Source organism: Selenomonas sp. AB3002 (assembly GCF_000702545.1).
Lineage (GTDB): Bacteria > Bacillota > Negativicutes > Selenomonadales > Selenomonadaceae > Selenomonas_B > Selenomonas_B ruminantium_A.
This window is the reverse complement of the sequence record NZ_JNIO01000002.1, coordinates 1-12,514: the sequence shown is the minus strand read 5'-3', so window position 1 is coordinate 12,514 and position 12,514 is coordinate 1. Positions and strand designations below refer to the sequence as shown.

Genomic DNA, 12,514 nt, shown 5'->3' with positions numbered 1-12,514 from the left:
GGGAAGGTTGTTTACTGGCATTATCGAAGAATTGGGCAGGGTAGACAGCATCGGCTCGGGCCGCCTTTCCATTTTTGCTGACAAGGTGCTGGAGGATGTGCAGTTGGGGGACAGCATTGCCGTCAATGGCATCTGCCTGACGGTCACCAGCTTTGACAAGCGGCACTTCACTGCCGATGTAATGCCTGAGACCATCAGGCGCACGGCCCTGCGGGAGCTGAAGAAGGGCAGTCCAGTGAATCTGGAACGGGCCCTGACTCTTTCCAGCCGCCTGGGAGGCCATATCGTCAGCGGCCATATTGACGGCACCGGGGAAGTGGAGTCCTTTGTCAGTGAGGGCAATGCGGTCCTGCTGAAGGTGCAGGCGGCGCCGGAAATCCTCCATTATATTGTGGAGAAGGGTTCTGTGGCCCTGGATGGCATCAGCCTGACGGTGGCGGCGGTGACGGAGACGGATTTCACCGTGAGCCTTATCCCCCATACCCGTGAGGTGACCAACCTGCACGCCAAGCAGAAGGGCAGCCCCATCAACATCGAGACGGATGTGCTGGGCAAGTATGTGGAAAAACTCCTGCGGGGGAGCGAGGCTAAGGAAAAGCAAAGCGGCCTTACCCGGGAGTTTTTATTGCAGAATGGATTTTGAGATAGGAAAGGAGCCTAAAAACATGTCTGAACAGGCTGCTGATTACAAGGATAAATTTGCCACGGTGGAACAGGCCATCGAGGACATCAAGCATGGCAAGATGGTAGTGGTAGTGGATGATGAGGACAGGGAGAATGAGGGGGACCTCATAGTGTCCGCCGCTACTGTGACTCCCGAGGATATCAACTTCATGGCGAAATTCGCCAAGGGCCTAATATGCACTCCTATTGACGGCCAGCGCCTGGACGAGCTGAACATCGGCCAGATGGTGGTGAACAATACGGACAATCACGAGACGGCTTTCACCGTGTCCATTGATGCCTTTGATACGGATACGGGCATTTCCGCCTTTGAACGCTGCCAGACCATCAAGAAGCTTCTGGACCCCACCGCCAAGGCCTCCAGCTTCCGCCGTCCCGGCCATGTGTTCCCCCTGCGGGCTGTGGAGGGCGGCGTGCTGCGCCGGGCAGGCCACACGGAGGCTACGGTGGACCTGGCAAGGCTGGCAGGCTTCTATCCTGCAGGCCTCTGCGTTGAGATTATGGACGATGACGGCCACATGATGCGCACCCCGCGCCTCATTGAGTTTGCGGCAGAGCACGGGCTGAACATCATCACCGTCAAGGCCCTCATTGAATACCGCAAGCGCACGGAAACCTTTATCCAGCGGGTGGCAGATGTGGATTTCCCCAGCAAGTTCGGCCATTTCCGCATCAAGTCCTACGAAAGCAAGCTGGACGGCAAGTGCCATCTGGCCATCGTCAAGGGAGATGTGGCTGGCAAGAAGGATGTGCTGGTGCGCGTACATTCCGAGTGCCTTACGGGAGATGCCCTGGGCTCCCTGCGCTGCGACTGCGGCGACCAGCTGGCCCTGGCCCTGAAGAAAATCGAGGCTGAGGGCGAGGGCGTTGTGCTCTACATGCGCCAGGAGGGCCGCGGCATCGGCCTGGCCAACAAGATGCGCGCCTATGCCCTGCAGGACAAGGGGGCAGATACGGTGGAGGCCAATGTGGAACTGGGCTTTGCCCCGGATCTCCGGGATTACGGCATCGGTGCCCAGATTCTTTCCGACCTGGGCCTCACCAGCATCCGCCTTATGACTAATAACCCGGCGAAAAGGGCAGGCCTTGAGGGCTACGGTCTGGAAATCGTGGAGCGGGTGCCCCTGCAGGTCAAGGCCAACAAGTTCGACAAGCGCTACCTCAGGGTTAAGAAGGCCAAGATGGGCCACAAGCTTTCGGAAGAGACTTTGGAAGGCAAATAAATTCTTATTTCATATACTTAGGAGGAAAAGAAAATGGCAAATGTACTGGAAGGCTATATAACTGGCAAAGGCCTGAAATTCGGCATCGTAGTAGCCCGTTTCAACGAGTTCATCACTTCCAAGCTGCTGGGAGGCGCGCTGGACACCCTGCATCGCCATGAGACGGCTGATGAGGATGTGGACGTGGCCTGGGTGCCGGGAGCATTCGAGATTCCCGTAGTGGCCAAGAAGATGGCTGAGAGCGGCAAGTATGACGCTGTCATCTGCCTGGGTGCGGTTATCCGCGGTTCCACGACTCACTATGATTATGTGTGCAACGAGGTTTCCAAGGGCGTGGCTCAGGTGGGCATGAACAGCGGCATTCCCACCATCTTCGGTGTGGTCACTACCGAGAATATCGAGCAGGCCATCGAGCGTGCCGGCACCAAGGCTGGCAACAAGGGCTCCGACAGCGCCATGGCTGCCATGGAGATGGCCAACCTCTTGAAGAAGATTGGCTAAGGTTTTCTCTGCTGGTGTTTAGGAGGCAATTCCATGAAAATAGGCATTATTAGCGATACCCACGGCCATGAAGGGGCCTGGGCCAAGGCTTTTGACAAGCATTTCCATGATGCGGATATGATTCTCCATGCCGGGGATGTGCTCTATCATGGCCCCCGCAATCCCATGAAGGAGGATTACAATCCCGCAGGCCTGGTGCAGCGTATCAATGAGTGCCCTGTGCCGGTGATCATCGCCAAGGGCAACTGCGATTCCTCTGTGGATGCCAGCTGCCTGGAGCTGCCGGTGCAGGCTCCCTACGCCTATGTGGTGCAGGAGGGACGCCGCATCATCGTCACCCATGGGGACAGCGTCATGTCCAATGAGGAAAAGGACAAGATGGCATCTCACCTGAAGGCCGATGTCTTCATCAGCGGTCATGTGCATATTACGGTGCTGGAGAAGCGCGGCAATACCATTTTCCTCAACCCCGGTTCTGCGGCCCTCTCCAAGCGGGAGGACGGACGCCAGACGGCAGCGGTGATGGACGATGAGGGCATCCGCATCTATGATCTGGATACGGACGAAGTTTTGCAGGAGTTGAAGTTTTAGTATAATGAAAGACCATTTAGTAAAAGCTACCGCCGAGGGCGTACGCATCTATGCGGCGGTGACCACGAAGCTCGTGAATGAGGCCATTTCCCGCCATGACTGCTATCCCGTGGCAGCAGCGGCGCTGGGGCGCACCATGACCGGGGCGCTGCTCATGGCGGCCAATCTCAAGAATGAGGAAGCCATTACTATCAAGTTCAACGGCGGCGGTCCTCTGGGCACTGTGACCGCCGATGCTACCCCTGAGGGCTATGTGCGCGGCTGCGTGGGGGAGCCCCATGTGAACCTTCCTTTGAACAGCCTGGGCAAGATTGATGTGGGGGGCGGTGTAGGCACAAACGGCCTCGTAACCGTCACCCGTTTCACGGGTCTCAAGGAGCCTGTCTCCGGCAGCTGCGAGCTGACGGACGGGGAGATAGCCGATGACCTTATGAATTACCTCTATGTGTCTGAGCAGACTCCTTCCTCCGTGGGATTGGGAGTGCTGGTGGACAAGGAATTCAAGTGCATCGGTGCCGGCGGCTTCATCATCCAGCCCCTGCCCGGGGCCTCTGATGAGGTTATTGATAAGCTGGAATCGAATCTCAGGAAAGTCAACTCCGTTTCCAGGATGGTGGAGCGGGGACTTGATGCCAAGGGCATCATTGAGGAACTGCTGGAAGGCTTTGAGGTGAGCTGCCTGTCCACCACGGACCTGGCCTTCCGCTGCCACTGCTCCAAGGAGCGCATCGGCGGCGTGCTGGCCAGCCTTGACAAGAAGGATATTGACAGCCTTATCCAGGATGGCCAGGCAGAGGTTGTCTGTCATTTCTGCGGTGAGAAATATCAGTTCGATAGAGAAGAGCTGCAGGCTATAAAAAACTTTTCAGGAAAACAAAAAAACTCTTGACGAGCAAATGCTTTTTCTATAGAATAGTTCTATGTGATGTCAAGGCAAAGGCGTCCATTAGCCCCGGAAGCCGGTGCTCAGGCAGCGCAATCGAAATGATATTTGAAAACCAATAGGGGGGAAATCGCATGAAGACAACGTTTATGGCAAACGCATCCAATATCGAGCGTAAATGGTATGTTGTAGACGCTGAAGGCCAGACTGTCGGCCGCCTCGCAGCCGAAGTCGCAAAAGTTCTTCGCGGTAAAAATAAACCGACTTTTACTCCGCATGTTGATACGGGTGATTATGTCATCGTCATCAATGCAGAGAAAGTTAAGTTCACTGGAAAGAAGCTCATCAACAAGACTTATTTCCGTCATTCCGGCTACCAGGGCGGCACTACCTTCACCCAGGCAGGCCACATGCTGGAGCGTTTCCCGGAGCGCGTTCTGGAGCACGCCATCAAGGGCATGCTGCCGCACAACCGCCTCGGCGCTCAGATGTACCGCAAGCTCAGCGTTTACGCTGGCAGCGAGCATCCGCATGCAGCTCAGAAGCCCGAGAAGCTCGAGCTTAACATTCGCTAATCTGGATAGGGAGGAACATATTACATGGCACAAGTAAGCTACTACGGCACCGGCCGCAGGAAATCCTCTGTTGCCCGTGTTCGTCTGGTTCCAGGCGAGGGCAAGGTTACGATCAACGGTCGTACCATGGAAGAGTATTTCGGTCTCAAGACTCTCGAACTCATCGTTCGTCAGCCTCTGAACCTCACTGAGACTGTTGACAAGTATGACGTCATCGCCAACGTTGCTGGCGGCGGCGTGTCCGGCCAGGCAGGCGCCATCCGCCACGGTATCACCCGTGCGCTCATGGAGATGGATGCTGAGCTCCGTCCGGCTCTGAAGAAGGCTGGCTTCGTCACTCGCGATCCCCGCGAGAAGGAGCGTCGCAAGTACGGCCTCAAGAAAGCCCGCAAGGCTTCCCAGTTCTCCAAGCGCTGATTTATACAGCACGAAGGGAAAGTTACAAAAGCCCGTCACCTCAATGGTGGCGGGCTTTTTCAATTCTCTGTAAAGAAATAGTGTATCAATACAGAGGGGTATTTTTTACTCTAAAAGTTACACACAAGTTACGTACAAGTTACAAATCAGATTAGGTTTATAGCTTCAACCAGCTGCTGGATTGTCTTATGGGTATAGACACGATGGGTAATATTGGCGGAGCGGTGGCCGAGAATTAACTGCATGGTTTTCAAGTCAACCTTTGCGTTATCCAGCAGGGAAGCGCAAGTGTGACGGCCATCACCAGGCAAGTGTTCAGTGGGCAGGCCCATTATGATGGGAGACCTCTCCCAGATATGGTCACGGAGCCTGTCATAGGTTTTCATTGGCTTTCCGTCACGGCTATCAATGACCAGGTATTCGTTATCAGGACTATACATTTCGGCAATGAAGGGGAATATCTTCTCTGCTATGGGAATGGCCCGGTTTTTGCCGGCGGGGGTTTTCAGGCCACCCATCATATACCTTTCGTCCAGGTGTACGTCTGCTACCTTGATTTTCAATAGCTCAGTGGGGCGCAGGCCGGTATAGGACAGGATGAGCGCGAACCTGGCACCTTCATCATCAGTGTGCTGCCAGAGTAGGGCCAGTTCTGCATCAGTGAAAGGATTGTGCATGTCGCTATCCTCAGAGGGCGGCAGCTCCACGGTGGTGGCCACATTGGCTGTCACCAGCTCCAAATCAATGGCGAAGTTGCAGAGTTTGTTGCATAACGTCTTGATATTCTTCTTTGTGGAATACCCCAACTCACACGCATCCACCTCTCCCTGAATGTGGCGCTTGCGGATATCCACAAAGGCCATTTTATGAAGATGGGGGACACGCTTATAGGCGGCCTTGTAGCAGTTTGGAATATCCCCGGAATACTTATTCTCTCCCCAGCGCTCATATAGTTCGGCAAAAGTGACCTTGTGGCTGTCCAGATCATAAGGATTTTCGTTGTACGCCATAAGGGCCGCAATGGCCTCAGTACGTTTGGCGTAATATCCCAGGTACTTTTGTATCTGCCTGCCATCATCTGTCCAGCCGGCTGTGACCCGGACAGCGTAAGGCTTGCGCCTTTTGCCGGGCAATTTGGTGACGCTCCCGGAAGAATTTGGCAATCTCATAAAATCACCGTCCCTTTTTTGTTTGATAGTGGGACAGGCTGCAGAGAGTGGGCTATAATATCCTTAGGTTGTTTCTCTGCGAGCCTATCGGTCATGAGGTTCGTACAAAGCCCCAGCAAATCTCCACTGCTGGGGCTTTTTGCTTAGATGGATGGAGGGTATTGGCATAACTTCCTTTCTTAAAAGAGCCGCCTATGGCTGTGGGCGGCTCTTTTCTTTTGGGAATTGGAAAATAATGGCGGGGTCGTCTGTTTTGGCAGGCGGCTCTTTTGTTATGCCCTTTTGGGCGCGGTATCTTCTGAGGGGGGCTGCTTGCCTTGAGCGCCAGCGGCGTGGATATCCTGCAGCTCCTTGCGGTAGGCCTCCACCTCTGCTTCAATGTCGCTGCCTGGGGGCGGGGCTTCCTTCCCCTGGATGGCATCGGCCAGCATGGTGACATATTTGAGCATCTGCCGCCGTTCCTCTGCTGGCAGGGTGAGGAAGAAGCGGGCAAGGTTTTGCTCTGCCTGATTCAGATTGAACTCTTTGGCGAAGTTGGCGAACAGGGAGTTTTCCGGGGAATCGTACATATCCCCCTCACCGTCCACCAGCCATGCGCGGCGCACGTTGAACTTTTCGCAGATCAGCTTGATGTTTTGGTCGGTGACGGTGCCCCCGCGCTCCATCTTGCCTATGGCACCGCCACCAAGGCCGATTTTTTCGCCAAAAGTTGCCTGGTTATACCTTAGTGACTTGCGTAAAACCTCTATACGAGTGTTGATATTTGACGTTTCCATAAATATTTTTCACCTCCTTTGAAAAATATTTTATATTACTGAGTGACATAAATCAAGATAAATATCTTGACATAAGTAACTGAGTGATTTAATATAGCTGTATAAAGATTACTGAGTTACAAAAACTGTAACTGAGTTTGCGAACTGGCCCTAAAGGGCCAGTATAGCACTATTCTTAGAATAGTGGCGCTGACGGAAAGGAGGGGGCGGATGGTATTTGAGGGGATACCGAACTATTACCATGAGGATAAAGTCACCCGCATAGTAGGGGATGGAATCCTGCAGGAGTGGTATGGAACCATCAAGACAGAAGAAGGGGGCCTTGCGTGCTCCAAATGTCATGAAGCATACAAGGCCAAAACGGTTTTTGCTATTCATGGAGAAGAAAGACAGACACTTGTCTACCGTTGCGAGTGTGGCAATTACCGTATTTCCATCACTCACAAGCCGGATACTGACCCCTTACGTTGAATCCCATTCATCTATTCCTGTAGGGGTATCAATGGGGAGTGGGATATTATCCCAGGTGCTTTCACCCGTATGTTGCGTGTAGACATCATCTGCCGCCGCATGGGGGGCATGGTAACGGCCTAAAATTTCGCCATTCAGTCGCAAGGTGTAGCGACCATCTTCCAGCTGAATAGTGAAAAGGCCGGCAGGACTATCATAGAAGAACATTTCAATCACCTCCTTTTTATGGGGGAGGTATTCGACAGGGGGCGGGGCGTTCCTGCCATGGAAGGGAGGATGCCTATGGGCAAAAGAGCATTAGGTGTGTCGATACGTGAGAAAGCAGACGGCACGAAAGTTTACATAGTCAGATGGGAAGAATATGGCGGTGAAGAGAGACAATGCAAGAGCAGGGAATTCCCCCGCCCGGAGCTGGAGGGCACACTGGAAGCATTTGGACAGTTTATCCCCTACCTGTGCCTTATCCCCGCAAGCAGAATCAACTATACCACCATAGCCGGTGCCAGCATCAAATATCCTAAGGCTGGCAACCCCACTCTGACCCTGGGCGTGAGCCTGGGACTGGAGAACGGCCTGGACTTCGACTTTGAATCCCCGGCGGTGCCTCTCCACATGGAGAAATACACGCTGGAGAACGCCCAGACCTGGGCAGAGAAATGCAGCGCCGTGGCAAAGCTCCTCTGTGATGAAATCATACTCTACGCAGAGGGCAAGCGTGCCCAGCAACAATTGGAATTTGAACAGAAAGAAGAATCTGAAAAGGAAGAGGGAGGCGATAACTGATGTATGTGTCCACAGAAGATGCCCTGCGTGAAGCATTGAAGAACGAACAGGCCCGCCGGGAAACCATGGAAGTCATCGAGGCTATTCGCAAAATGGGCGGGGAGGCTACCATTCTGAGGCTGGCAGGTGCCATACTCACCGCCACGCCCCTGAACTTCAAGAGCGCCACGGCCTAAGGGAGGGAGCGCTATGATCAGAAAAATCATGCCGGAGCTGGCAGCCTCCATGATGGGCAAGGGGCCGCAATTTATCCGCATCGGCTTGCAGAGAAACCTCCTGCCCTTCGGCCAGGCGGTGCCCACTGGCACCACCGGCAGGAAACCGAAATTCTCTTACTACATCAGCCCCAAATTATTTATGGAGTACACAGGATTCACTGAAGCACAAATCAGGGAAGCAGCAGCCAAGGGAGGCTATTCCCTCTGACCGGCAGGCAAATCGGAGGGCGGTGTTTTGCACCGCTTTCCGGGCTTGTTTAAGGAATTAGTATTACGACAAATATCCTGTATAACCATGCAGAAATCAAGGAATCTCACAGCCAAAAACAGATGGAGAAACAGCCATGGCCTACATGAAGAAAAGGTGGGTATCCCACGATAAAAGTATTTTCATAGAGGACAAGTACCACTCCCTCCGGGCTATGCCAAAGAATCCTCTGGTGAGAGAGAGGAGGAGGCCCAGGGCAGGAGGCAGCACAACCGAAACCCAGGAGAAGATAAACCTCAGACACAGGACGGAGAAACTGACCCGCCTAATAATGGACAATTTCAAGCCCGGGGATTGGTGGGCCTCCTTTACTCTGTCTGAAAAAGTCCCTGTGGAGAGATTCAAGGCAGAGTACGCGAAGATGATCAGAAATCTGCGCACCTTCTATAAGAAGCACGGGCAGGATTTGAAATACATAGCCGTACACGAAAACATCACAGGCAAGGGCAGGCTCCATGGCCATATCATTCTCCCTTTCCTGCCGGGGGTGCCCTTCCCCCAGATGAAGGCCGAAATGGAAAAGGCATGGGGGCTGGGAGATTGTCACTTCAAGCCCTATGAGGCCCGGGCCATGGACGCGGCAAGATTGGCGGCCTACATGACAAAAGAAGACGTGCTGACCACCAAACTGAATGCGAAAGCCCAGGCGGTGAAGGCGGGGCTGGATGTGAAGAAGCTGGATGCAGAGATAAAAGAAATCAAGTCAAAGCGTTCCCGCATCTGCCCCAGCAAGAACCTTATCCGCACCAGGGCTGTCACCCAGCAGATAACCCGCCATGATACCTACAGCGACAAAATCAAAGCCCCAAAAGGCTACCATGTCGTAAAGGAATTGAGTTACAACGGCTATACAATAGACGGCTACCCCTACCAGCACGCTGTCTATGAGCGTGACGGGTAGACAATATAAAGTTATTCACAGGATAAAGGCTTATTCACAGTTTTATCCACAGAATAAACAGAGTTATTCACATACTTATCCACAAAGGAGGCAAAGCCGTGACCCGTTACTACTGCAAGGATGAAAAATGCAAGCTATCCCACAAAAAGCGGCCTATCTGTTGCTGGTATTGCCCTAATTTCGCCTGGTGCAAGGACACGGGCGTGATAGGAGACTGCCATTACCAGACCTGTGGCAAATGTGAGCGGGTATCAGACCACCATTGGCGCTATTTCAGGTACATTCAAGAAATATCTCTGACATGGCTGGTGGGATTGAGTACGAAACTTTATCCCGTGCGCAAATGCCTGAAAAAGAAAATCCTGAGGGGGAAGAAATATGAGGCTAAGAGGAATCGGCGGAATAGAGTCGCCACACACCACACGCCGCTGGCATGAGCCAAAGACCTACTGGAATCCAAAGAAGGACTTTCACATCATGACCAAGGAGGAGTTTTGCCGGAAACTGAGGGAGGATTTAGATGCCAGACGCAGGGCGTAGCTACATCAGCAGAGTGAACAACAGCCAGGGCCGAATTATGGAAGACATGATAATGGGGGCGGCAAGGAAGTATGAACAGGAGGGCCGTCTGGTGCTGCACAAGGAAAGCGAACCTTTCCGCGTGGTGAAGAATCTTGACCGTGCCCGGGGCGGGCAGAGGTGCAATTCGTCGCTAGGGCGCACCCCGATTTCATTGGCTGCCTCAGGGGAGGCCGTCTTATCGCCATAGAAGCCAAGTATACCCAGACAGACCGCATAAAGTACAGCGCCGTCACCGAAACACAGGCGGAAATCCTCACCAAATACTATAAGGCGGGGGCGGGTGCTTTTATCTGCTGTGGCATAGGCAAGGGATACGAACTAAAGTATTTTATGGTGCCCTGGGCAACATGGATCTACATGAAGGAAATCTATGGCCATAAGTACGCCACGGCTGAGGATTTGAACCCCTATGAGGTGAAGGCCGATATGGTGATTCATTTCCTCGACTACATAGGCCCCAGCGGTGCAAGGCTGGAAGACCTGATGGCATAGCCACGCCTGCCGGAAACAATCACATGACCAAAAGGAGAAACAACCATGAACAACTACCTTTCAAAGCCGGAAAAAGTCAGCATGACGCGGATTATGCTGCTGGTGGACTTGCTCGACCAGGTAATAGCAGACTACCAGAAGGCCAAGGGTGTGGATGCGGAATTTATGAAAGACCTTCGCACCTGTCGCACCTGGGGCAAGAAAGCCATCAAACGGCGCTATGATTTCCTCGACCTCGACGCAGCCAAGGACTTCACCCGGCACATTCACCACATGGACATCATCTTTGTGCCAAACGACAAGGCCCAGCACTACTACAAGATAGTGCAGGACATGGCGGGGGCTATCTGCATGAACGCTGATGACTTCGCCAAGCTCTATTCCGGCTTTATCCCCAAGACCTGTGGCAAATGCCATAAGAAAGCCTGGAAGAAATGCCTGATCCGCGAGATTTCCGAAAGTACGCGTGGAGACAGTCAACAACAATGCCAAGAACTGCCCCTATAGCTACCTTGAAGCGGGCATAGATTTGGAAGAGTGGGCCAAGGAATGGGCCAAGGCCAACGGCATGAAGTATGATTCAGAAAATATGTGGGAATCAGACGGAGAAGTTCATGAGACCCCGGAGGAAGCTGCTGTCTGAGGGAGGGCGCACATGGAAAGGATAATGACCTGCCAGCTATGCGGTGCCACCTTCACAGTCACCAGCAAAAAAAGCAACGCCAAGTATTGCCCTGAATGCAGGATGGCTATCCATCACAGCAACGCATACAGAGAAATGGTGTACGGCCGCAGGGACAGGAAAAGAAAGGCAAGCATGGCAAGGCTCGACCAGCTGGCAAGAGAAGCCAGAGCGCACGGCCTCAGCTACGGCTATTATGTGGCCCTGCTCAAAGGCTATCCGATAAGATGGGAGGCAATGAATGTATGATGCAGTAGTGGCGATACTGGCAGGGGTGCTGGTGTCACTCGCAGGATTTGCAGCAGTAATGGGAATAGGTGAATTACTCAGGAGGAAAAGCAGGAATGAATTTAGTGATACTCAAGGGAAGACTTACGAAAGACCCGGAAATAAGGTACACCCAAAGCGGTAAAGCCCGTGGCCACCTTCGGACTGGCCACCGATAAGCCCTACCGGCAGGAAAACCAGAACGGCCCCACGCAGACTTTCACAATTGCGTAGCCTGGGACAAACTGGCTGAGACAATCGGCAACAATCTGGTGAAGGGCAGGGAAATCCTCCTGAGGGGGCGCTTGCAAACCCGCCAATATGAAGACCGGGACGGAATCAAGCGCTATACCACAGAAGTGGTGCTGGAAAGAATGGAATTCTGTGGCAGCAAGCCCCAGGGCCAGAACCCCGGCGCGCACCCACCTGCCGGGGAAGGATTTGGCGGGGATATTTTCAGATGAAGAGATACCATTCTAAGCCTATTCGCAGAAGGAGACAGAGCAATGAGAGGGATTTGTGAGCCGATATGTGACGGCGTTTCCATAATGGGGGACATGGGCGGGATAGCAATTCACTTCAACCCCGGGAAGAATGGCATTTCCACCAGGATAGGAAACATGAAGACCGCCTGCTGGTGGACAGGGGGCAGGACGTTGCTATCAGCATGACCGTGCATCAGTTTTATGAGACCTTCAAAGTAAAGGAGCGTGAAGACGGTGCTTGAGTTTAATATGAATTCGATTATCTGGTTTTTTGCGGGGGCGTTCTCCACATTGGCTGTGTTCATCATTATGGGCCTGTGCATAGTATCAGGCCACCACTCCCGCGTGGAAGAGAAAATCAAGAATCAGAACATGAGGATTGAGAACTGGAAGGCCACGCCGGACAGGCTGGCAATGACCAAAAGGGGGAAATAGCCATGACCTACAGGGGAAAGAAGATCCTCCGGCTCATGGGCTGGATGAAGGGTAACACCGCCGTAACGAAAATCCAGTATGAGGATAAAACCACAGAATTCATCATCAGCG

Annotated in this window: 23 protein-coding genes and 1 pseudogene; 21 read left to right on the top strand and 3 right to left on the bottom strand. The window is 53.1% G+C overall.

The features are described 5' to 3' along the window. Positions 1 to 7: 7 nt before the first annotated feature. The 7 genes from P159_RS0100170 to rpsI all read left to right on the top strand — a co-directional run bounded on the left by P159_RS0100170 (position 8) and on the right by rpsI (position 4,874). A complete protein-coding gene (locus tag P159_RS0100170; protein ID WP_029540378.1) occupies positions 8 to 643 on the top strand; it encodes a riboflavin synthase in 636 nt (211 codons plus the stop codon). 22 nt (positions 644 to 665) lie between these two features. Next, positions 666 to 1,907 carry a bifunctional 3,4-dihydroxy-2-butanone-4-phosphate synthase/GTP cyclohydrolase II gene (locus tag P159_RS0100165; protein ID WP_029540376.1) on the top strand — a complete coding sequence of 414 codons (1,242 nt, stop codon included), beginning with the start codon at positions 666 to 668 and terminating at the stop codon, positions 1,905 to 1,907. A gap of 33 nt (positions 1,908 to 1,940) precedes the next feature. Beyond that, entirely contained in the window at positions 1,941 to 2,408 is a 468-nt protein-coding gene (gene ribE / locus P159_RS0100160) for a 6,7-dimethyl-8-ribityllumazine synthase (protein ID WP_029540374.1), read from the top strand. A 33-nt stretch (positions 2,409 to 2,441) separates the two neighbouring features. Beyond that, on the top strand, positions 2,442 to 2,999 hold the full coding sequence (gene yfcE / locus P159_RS0100155; RefSeq protein WP_029540373.1) for a phosphodiesterase: 558 nt from the start codon (positions 2,442 to 2,444) through the stop codon (positions 2,997 to 2,999). Between the two features lie 4 nt (positions 3,000 to 3,003). Continuing rightward, positions 3,004 to 3,888 (top strand): Hsp33 family molecular chaperone HslO, encoded by an 885-nt coding sequence (gene hslO / locus P159_RS0100150; RefSeq protein ID WP_029540371.1) that lies wholly within the window; start codon positions 3,004 to 3,006, stop codon positions 3,886 to 3,888. A gap of 128 nt (positions 3,889 to 4,016) precedes the next feature. Continuing rightward, positions 4,017 to 4,457, top strand: a complete 441-nt coding sequence (gene rplM / locus P159_RS20125) for a 50S ribosomal protein L13 (RefSeq protein ID WP_029540369.1) — start codon at positions 4,017 to 4,019, stop codon at positions 4,455 to 4,457. Positions 4,458 to 4,481: 24 nt separating this feature from the next. After that, positions 4,482 to 4,874: a 30S ribosomal protein S9 gene (gene rpsI, locus P159_RS20120; protein ID WP_026760347.1), complete on the top strand. Its 393-nt coding sequence runs from the start codon at positions 4,482 to 4,484 to the stop codon at positions 4,872 to 4,874. Between the two features lie 146 nt (positions 4,875 to 5,020). Here the strand turns inward: rpsI and P159_RS0100135 are convergent, their stop codons facing one another. After that, the gene (locus P159_RS0100135; RefSeq protein WP_029540367.1) at positions 5,021 to 6,043 is read right to left on the bottom strand and encodes a tyrosine-type recombinase/integrase; all 1,023 of its coding nucleotides are present in this window, start codon (positions 6,041 to 6,043) and stop codon (positions 5,021 to 5,023) included. Between the two features lie 272 nt (positions 6,044 to 6,315). Beyond that, positions 6,316 to 6,819 (bottom strand): helix-turn-helix domain-containing protein, encoded by a 504-nt coding sequence (locus P159_RS0100130; RefSeq protein WP_029540365.1) that lies wholly within the window; start codon positions 6,817 to 6,819, stop codon positions 6,316 to 6,318. A gap of 210 nt (positions 6,820 to 7,029) precedes the next feature. Here P159_RS0100130 and P159_RS0100125 point away from each other — a divergent pair, with 210 nt between their 5' ends. After that, entirely contained in the window at positions 7,030 to 7,290 is a 261-nt protein-coding gene (locus P159_RS0100125; protein ID WP_029540364.1) for a hypothetical protein, read from the top strand. Here P159_RS0100125 and P159_RS0100120 read toward each other — a convergent pair. Further along, the gene (locus P159_RS0100120; protein WP_051650012.1) at positions 7,282 to 7,497 is read right to left on the bottom strand and encodes a hypothetical protein; all 216 of its coding nucleotides are present in this window, start codon (positions 7,495 to 7,497) and stop codon (positions 7,282 to 7,284) included. The two genes, P159_RS0100125 and P159_RS0100120, sit on opposite strands and share 9 nt — an antisense overlap. 75 nt (positions 7,498 to 7,572) lie before the next feature. On the opposite strand from P159_RS0100120, the gene P159_RS0100115 reads away from it, so the two are divergent. The 13 genes and pseudogenes from P159_RS0100115 (at position 7,573) to P159_RS20375 (ending at position 12,403) form a co-directional block, all read left to right on the top strand. Beyond that, positions 7,573 to 8,073 carry a hypothetical protein gene (locus tag P159_RS0100115; protein WP_029540362.1) on the top strand — a complete coding sequence of 167 codons (501 nt, stop codon included), beginning with the start codon at positions 7,573 to 7,575 and terminating at the stop codon, positions 8,071 to 8,073. After that, a complete protein-coding gene (locus tag P159_RS20400) occupies positions 8,073 to 8,249 on the top strand; it encodes a hypothetical protein (protein WP_185753554.1) in 177 nt (58 codons plus the stop codon). Before P159_RS0100115 ends, P159_RS20400 begins: the two co-directional genes overlap by 1 nt. A 13-nt stretch (positions 8,250 to 8,262) precedes the next feature. Next, positions 8,263 to 8,499, top strand: a complete 237-nt coding sequence (locus tag P159_RS0100105) for a hypothetical protein (RefSeq protein ID WP_051650011.1) — start codon at positions 8,263 to 8,265, stop codon at positions 8,497 to 8,499. A gap of 136 nt (positions 8,500 to 8,635) precedes the next feature. Next, a complete protein-coding gene (locus P159_RS0100100) occupies positions 8,636 to 9,460 on the top strand; it encodes a hypothetical protein (RefSeq protein WP_029540359.1) in 825 nt (274 codons plus the stop codon). A gap of 378 nt (positions 9,461 to 9,838) precedes the next feature. Beyond that, complete coding sequence (locus P159_RS20395; RefSeq protein ID WP_185753553.1) at positions 9,839 to 10,000, top strand: hypothetical protein; 162 nt, start codon at positions 9,839 to 9,841, stop codon at positions 9,998 to 10,000. Next, on the top strand, positions 9,981 to 10,229 hold the full coding sequence (locus P159_RS20390; RefSeq protein WP_185753552.1) for a hypothetical protein: 249 nt from the start codon (positions 9,981 to 9,983) through the stop codon (positions 10,227 to 10,229). The genes P159_RS20395 and P159_RS20390 overlap by 20 nt, the downstream gene beginning before the upstream one ends. Then, positions 10,160 to 10,534, top strand: coding sequence for a Holliday junction resolvase RecU (locus P159_RS18140; RefSeq protein WP_051650010.1), 375 nt, complete (start codon positions 10,160 to 10,162; stop codon positions 10,532 to 10,534). Before P159_RS20390 ends, P159_RS18140 begins: the two co-directional genes overlap by 70 nt. A gap of 45 nt (positions 10,535 to 10,579) precedes the next feature. After that, on the top strand, positions 10,580 to 11,041 hold the full coding sequence (locus P159_RS0100085; RefSeq protein WP_029540358.1) for a hypothetical protein: 462 nt from the start codon (positions 10,580 to 10,582) through the stop codon (positions 11,039 to 11,041). Continuing rightward, positions 11,001 to 11,177: a hypothetical protein gene (locus P159_RS20385; RefSeq protein WP_185753551.1), complete on the top strand. Its 177-nt coding sequence runs from the start codon at positions 11,001 to 11,003 to the stop codon at positions 11,175 to 11,177. The genes P159_RS0100085 and P159_RS20385 overlap by 41 nt, the downstream gene beginning before the upstream one ends. A 12-nt stretch (positions 11,178 to 11,189) precedes the next feature. Next, complete coding sequence (locus P159_RS0100075) at positions 11,190 to 11,465, top strand: hypothetical protein (protein ID WP_029540357.1); 276 nt, start codon at positions 11,190 to 11,192, stop codon at positions 11,463 to 11,465. Then, complete coding sequence (locus P159_RS20380) at positions 11,458 to 11,628, top strand: hypothetical protein (RefSeq protein WP_185753607.1); 171 nt, start codon at positions 11,458 to 11,460, stop codon at positions 11,626 to 11,628. The genes P159_RS0100075 and P159_RS20380 overlap by 8 nt, the downstream gene beginning before the upstream one ends. Beyond that, positions 11,561 to 11,947 (top strand): annotated as a pseudogene (locus P159_RS21335) (single-stranded DNA-binding protein). Before P159_RS20380 ends, P159_RS21335 begins: the two are co-directional and overlap by 68 nt. Before the next feature lie 255 nt (positions 11,948 to 12,202). Continuing rightward, on the top strand, positions 12,203 to 12,403 hold the full coding sequence (locus P159_RS20375; protein WP_029542890.1) for a hypothetical protein: 201 nt from the start codon (positions 12,203 to 12,205) through the stop codon (positions 12,401 to 12,403). The last annotated feature ends 111 nt before the right edge of the window (positions 12,404 to 12,514 follow it).

Bases quoted from the DNA above. Each gene is read 5' to 3' on its own strand.
- P159_RS0100115 (WP_029540362.1), top strand. From the start codon at position 7,573: ATGGGCAAAAGAGCATTAGGTGTGTCGATACGTGAGAAAGCAGACGGC.
- P159_RS0100130 (WP_029540365.1), bottom strand. From the start codon at position 6,819: ATGGAAACGTCAAATATCAACACTCGTATAGAGGTTTTACGCAAGTCA.
- P159_RS0100075 (WP_029540357.1), top strand. From the start codon at position 11,190: ATGGAAAGGATAATGACCTGCCAGCTATGCGGTGCCACCTTCACAGTC.
- P159_RS20395 (WP_185753553.1), top strand. From the start codon at position 9,839: ATGAGGCTAAGAGGAATCGGCGGAATAGAGTCGCCACACACCACACGC.
- P159_RS20390 (WP_185753552.1), top strand. From the start codon at position 9,981: ATGCCAGACGCAGGGCGTAGCTACATCAGCAGAGTGAACAACAGCCAG.
- hslO (WP_029540371.1), top strand. From the start codon at position 3,004: ATGAAAGACCATTTAGTAAAAGCTACCGCCGAGGGCGTACGCATCTAT.
- ribE (WP_029540374.1), top strand. From the start codon at position 1,941: ATGGCAAATGTACTGGAAGGCTATATAACTGGCAAAGGCCTGAAATTC.
- P159_RS0100135 (WP_029540367.1), bottom strand. From the start codon at position 6,043: ATGAGATTGCCAAATTCTTCCGGGAGCGTCACCAAATTGCCCGGCAAA.
- rplM (WP_029540369.1), top strand. From the start codon at position 4,017: ATGAAGACAACGTTTATGGCAAACGCATCCAATATCGAGCGTAAATGG.
- P159_RS0100100 (WP_029540359.1), top strand. From the start codon at position 8,636: ATGGCCTACATGAAGAAAAGGTGGGTATCCCACGATAAAAGTATTTTC.
- yfcE (WP_029540373.1), top strand. From the start codon at position 2,442: ATGAAAATAGGCATTATTAGCGATACCCACGGCCATGAAGGGGCCTGG.
- P159_RS20380 (WP_185753607.1), top strand. From the start codon at position 11,458: ATGTATGATGCAGTAGTGGCGATACTGGCAGGGGTGCTGGTGTCACTC.
- P159_RS0100120 (WP_051650012.1), bottom strand. From the start codon at position 7,497: ATGTTCTTCTATGATAGTCCTGCCGGCCTTTTCACTATTCAGCTGGAA.
- P159_RS0100165 (WP_029540376.1), top strand. From the start codon at position 666: ATGTCTGAACAGGCTGCTGATTACAAGGATAAATTTGCCACGGTGGAA.
- P159_RS0100125 (WP_029540364.1), top strand. From the start codon at position 7,030: ATGGTATTTGAGGGGATACCGAACTATTACCATGAGGATAAAGTCACC.
- P159_RS0100085 (WP_029540358.1), top strand. From the start codon at position 10,580: ATGAACAACTACCTTTCAAAGCCGGAAAAAGTCAGCATGACGCGGATT.
- P159_RS20400 (WP_185753554.1), top strand. From the start codon at position 8,073: ATGTATGTGTCCACAGAAGATGCCCTGCGTGAAGCATTGAAGAACGAA.
- P159_RS0100105 (WP_051650011.1), top strand. From the start codon at position 8,263: ATGATCAGAAAAATCATGCCGGAGCTGGCAGCCTCCATGATGGGCAAG.
- rpsI (WP_026760347.1), top strand. From the start codon at position 4,482: ATGGCACAAGTAAGCTACTACGGCACCGGCCGCAGGAAATCCTCTGTT.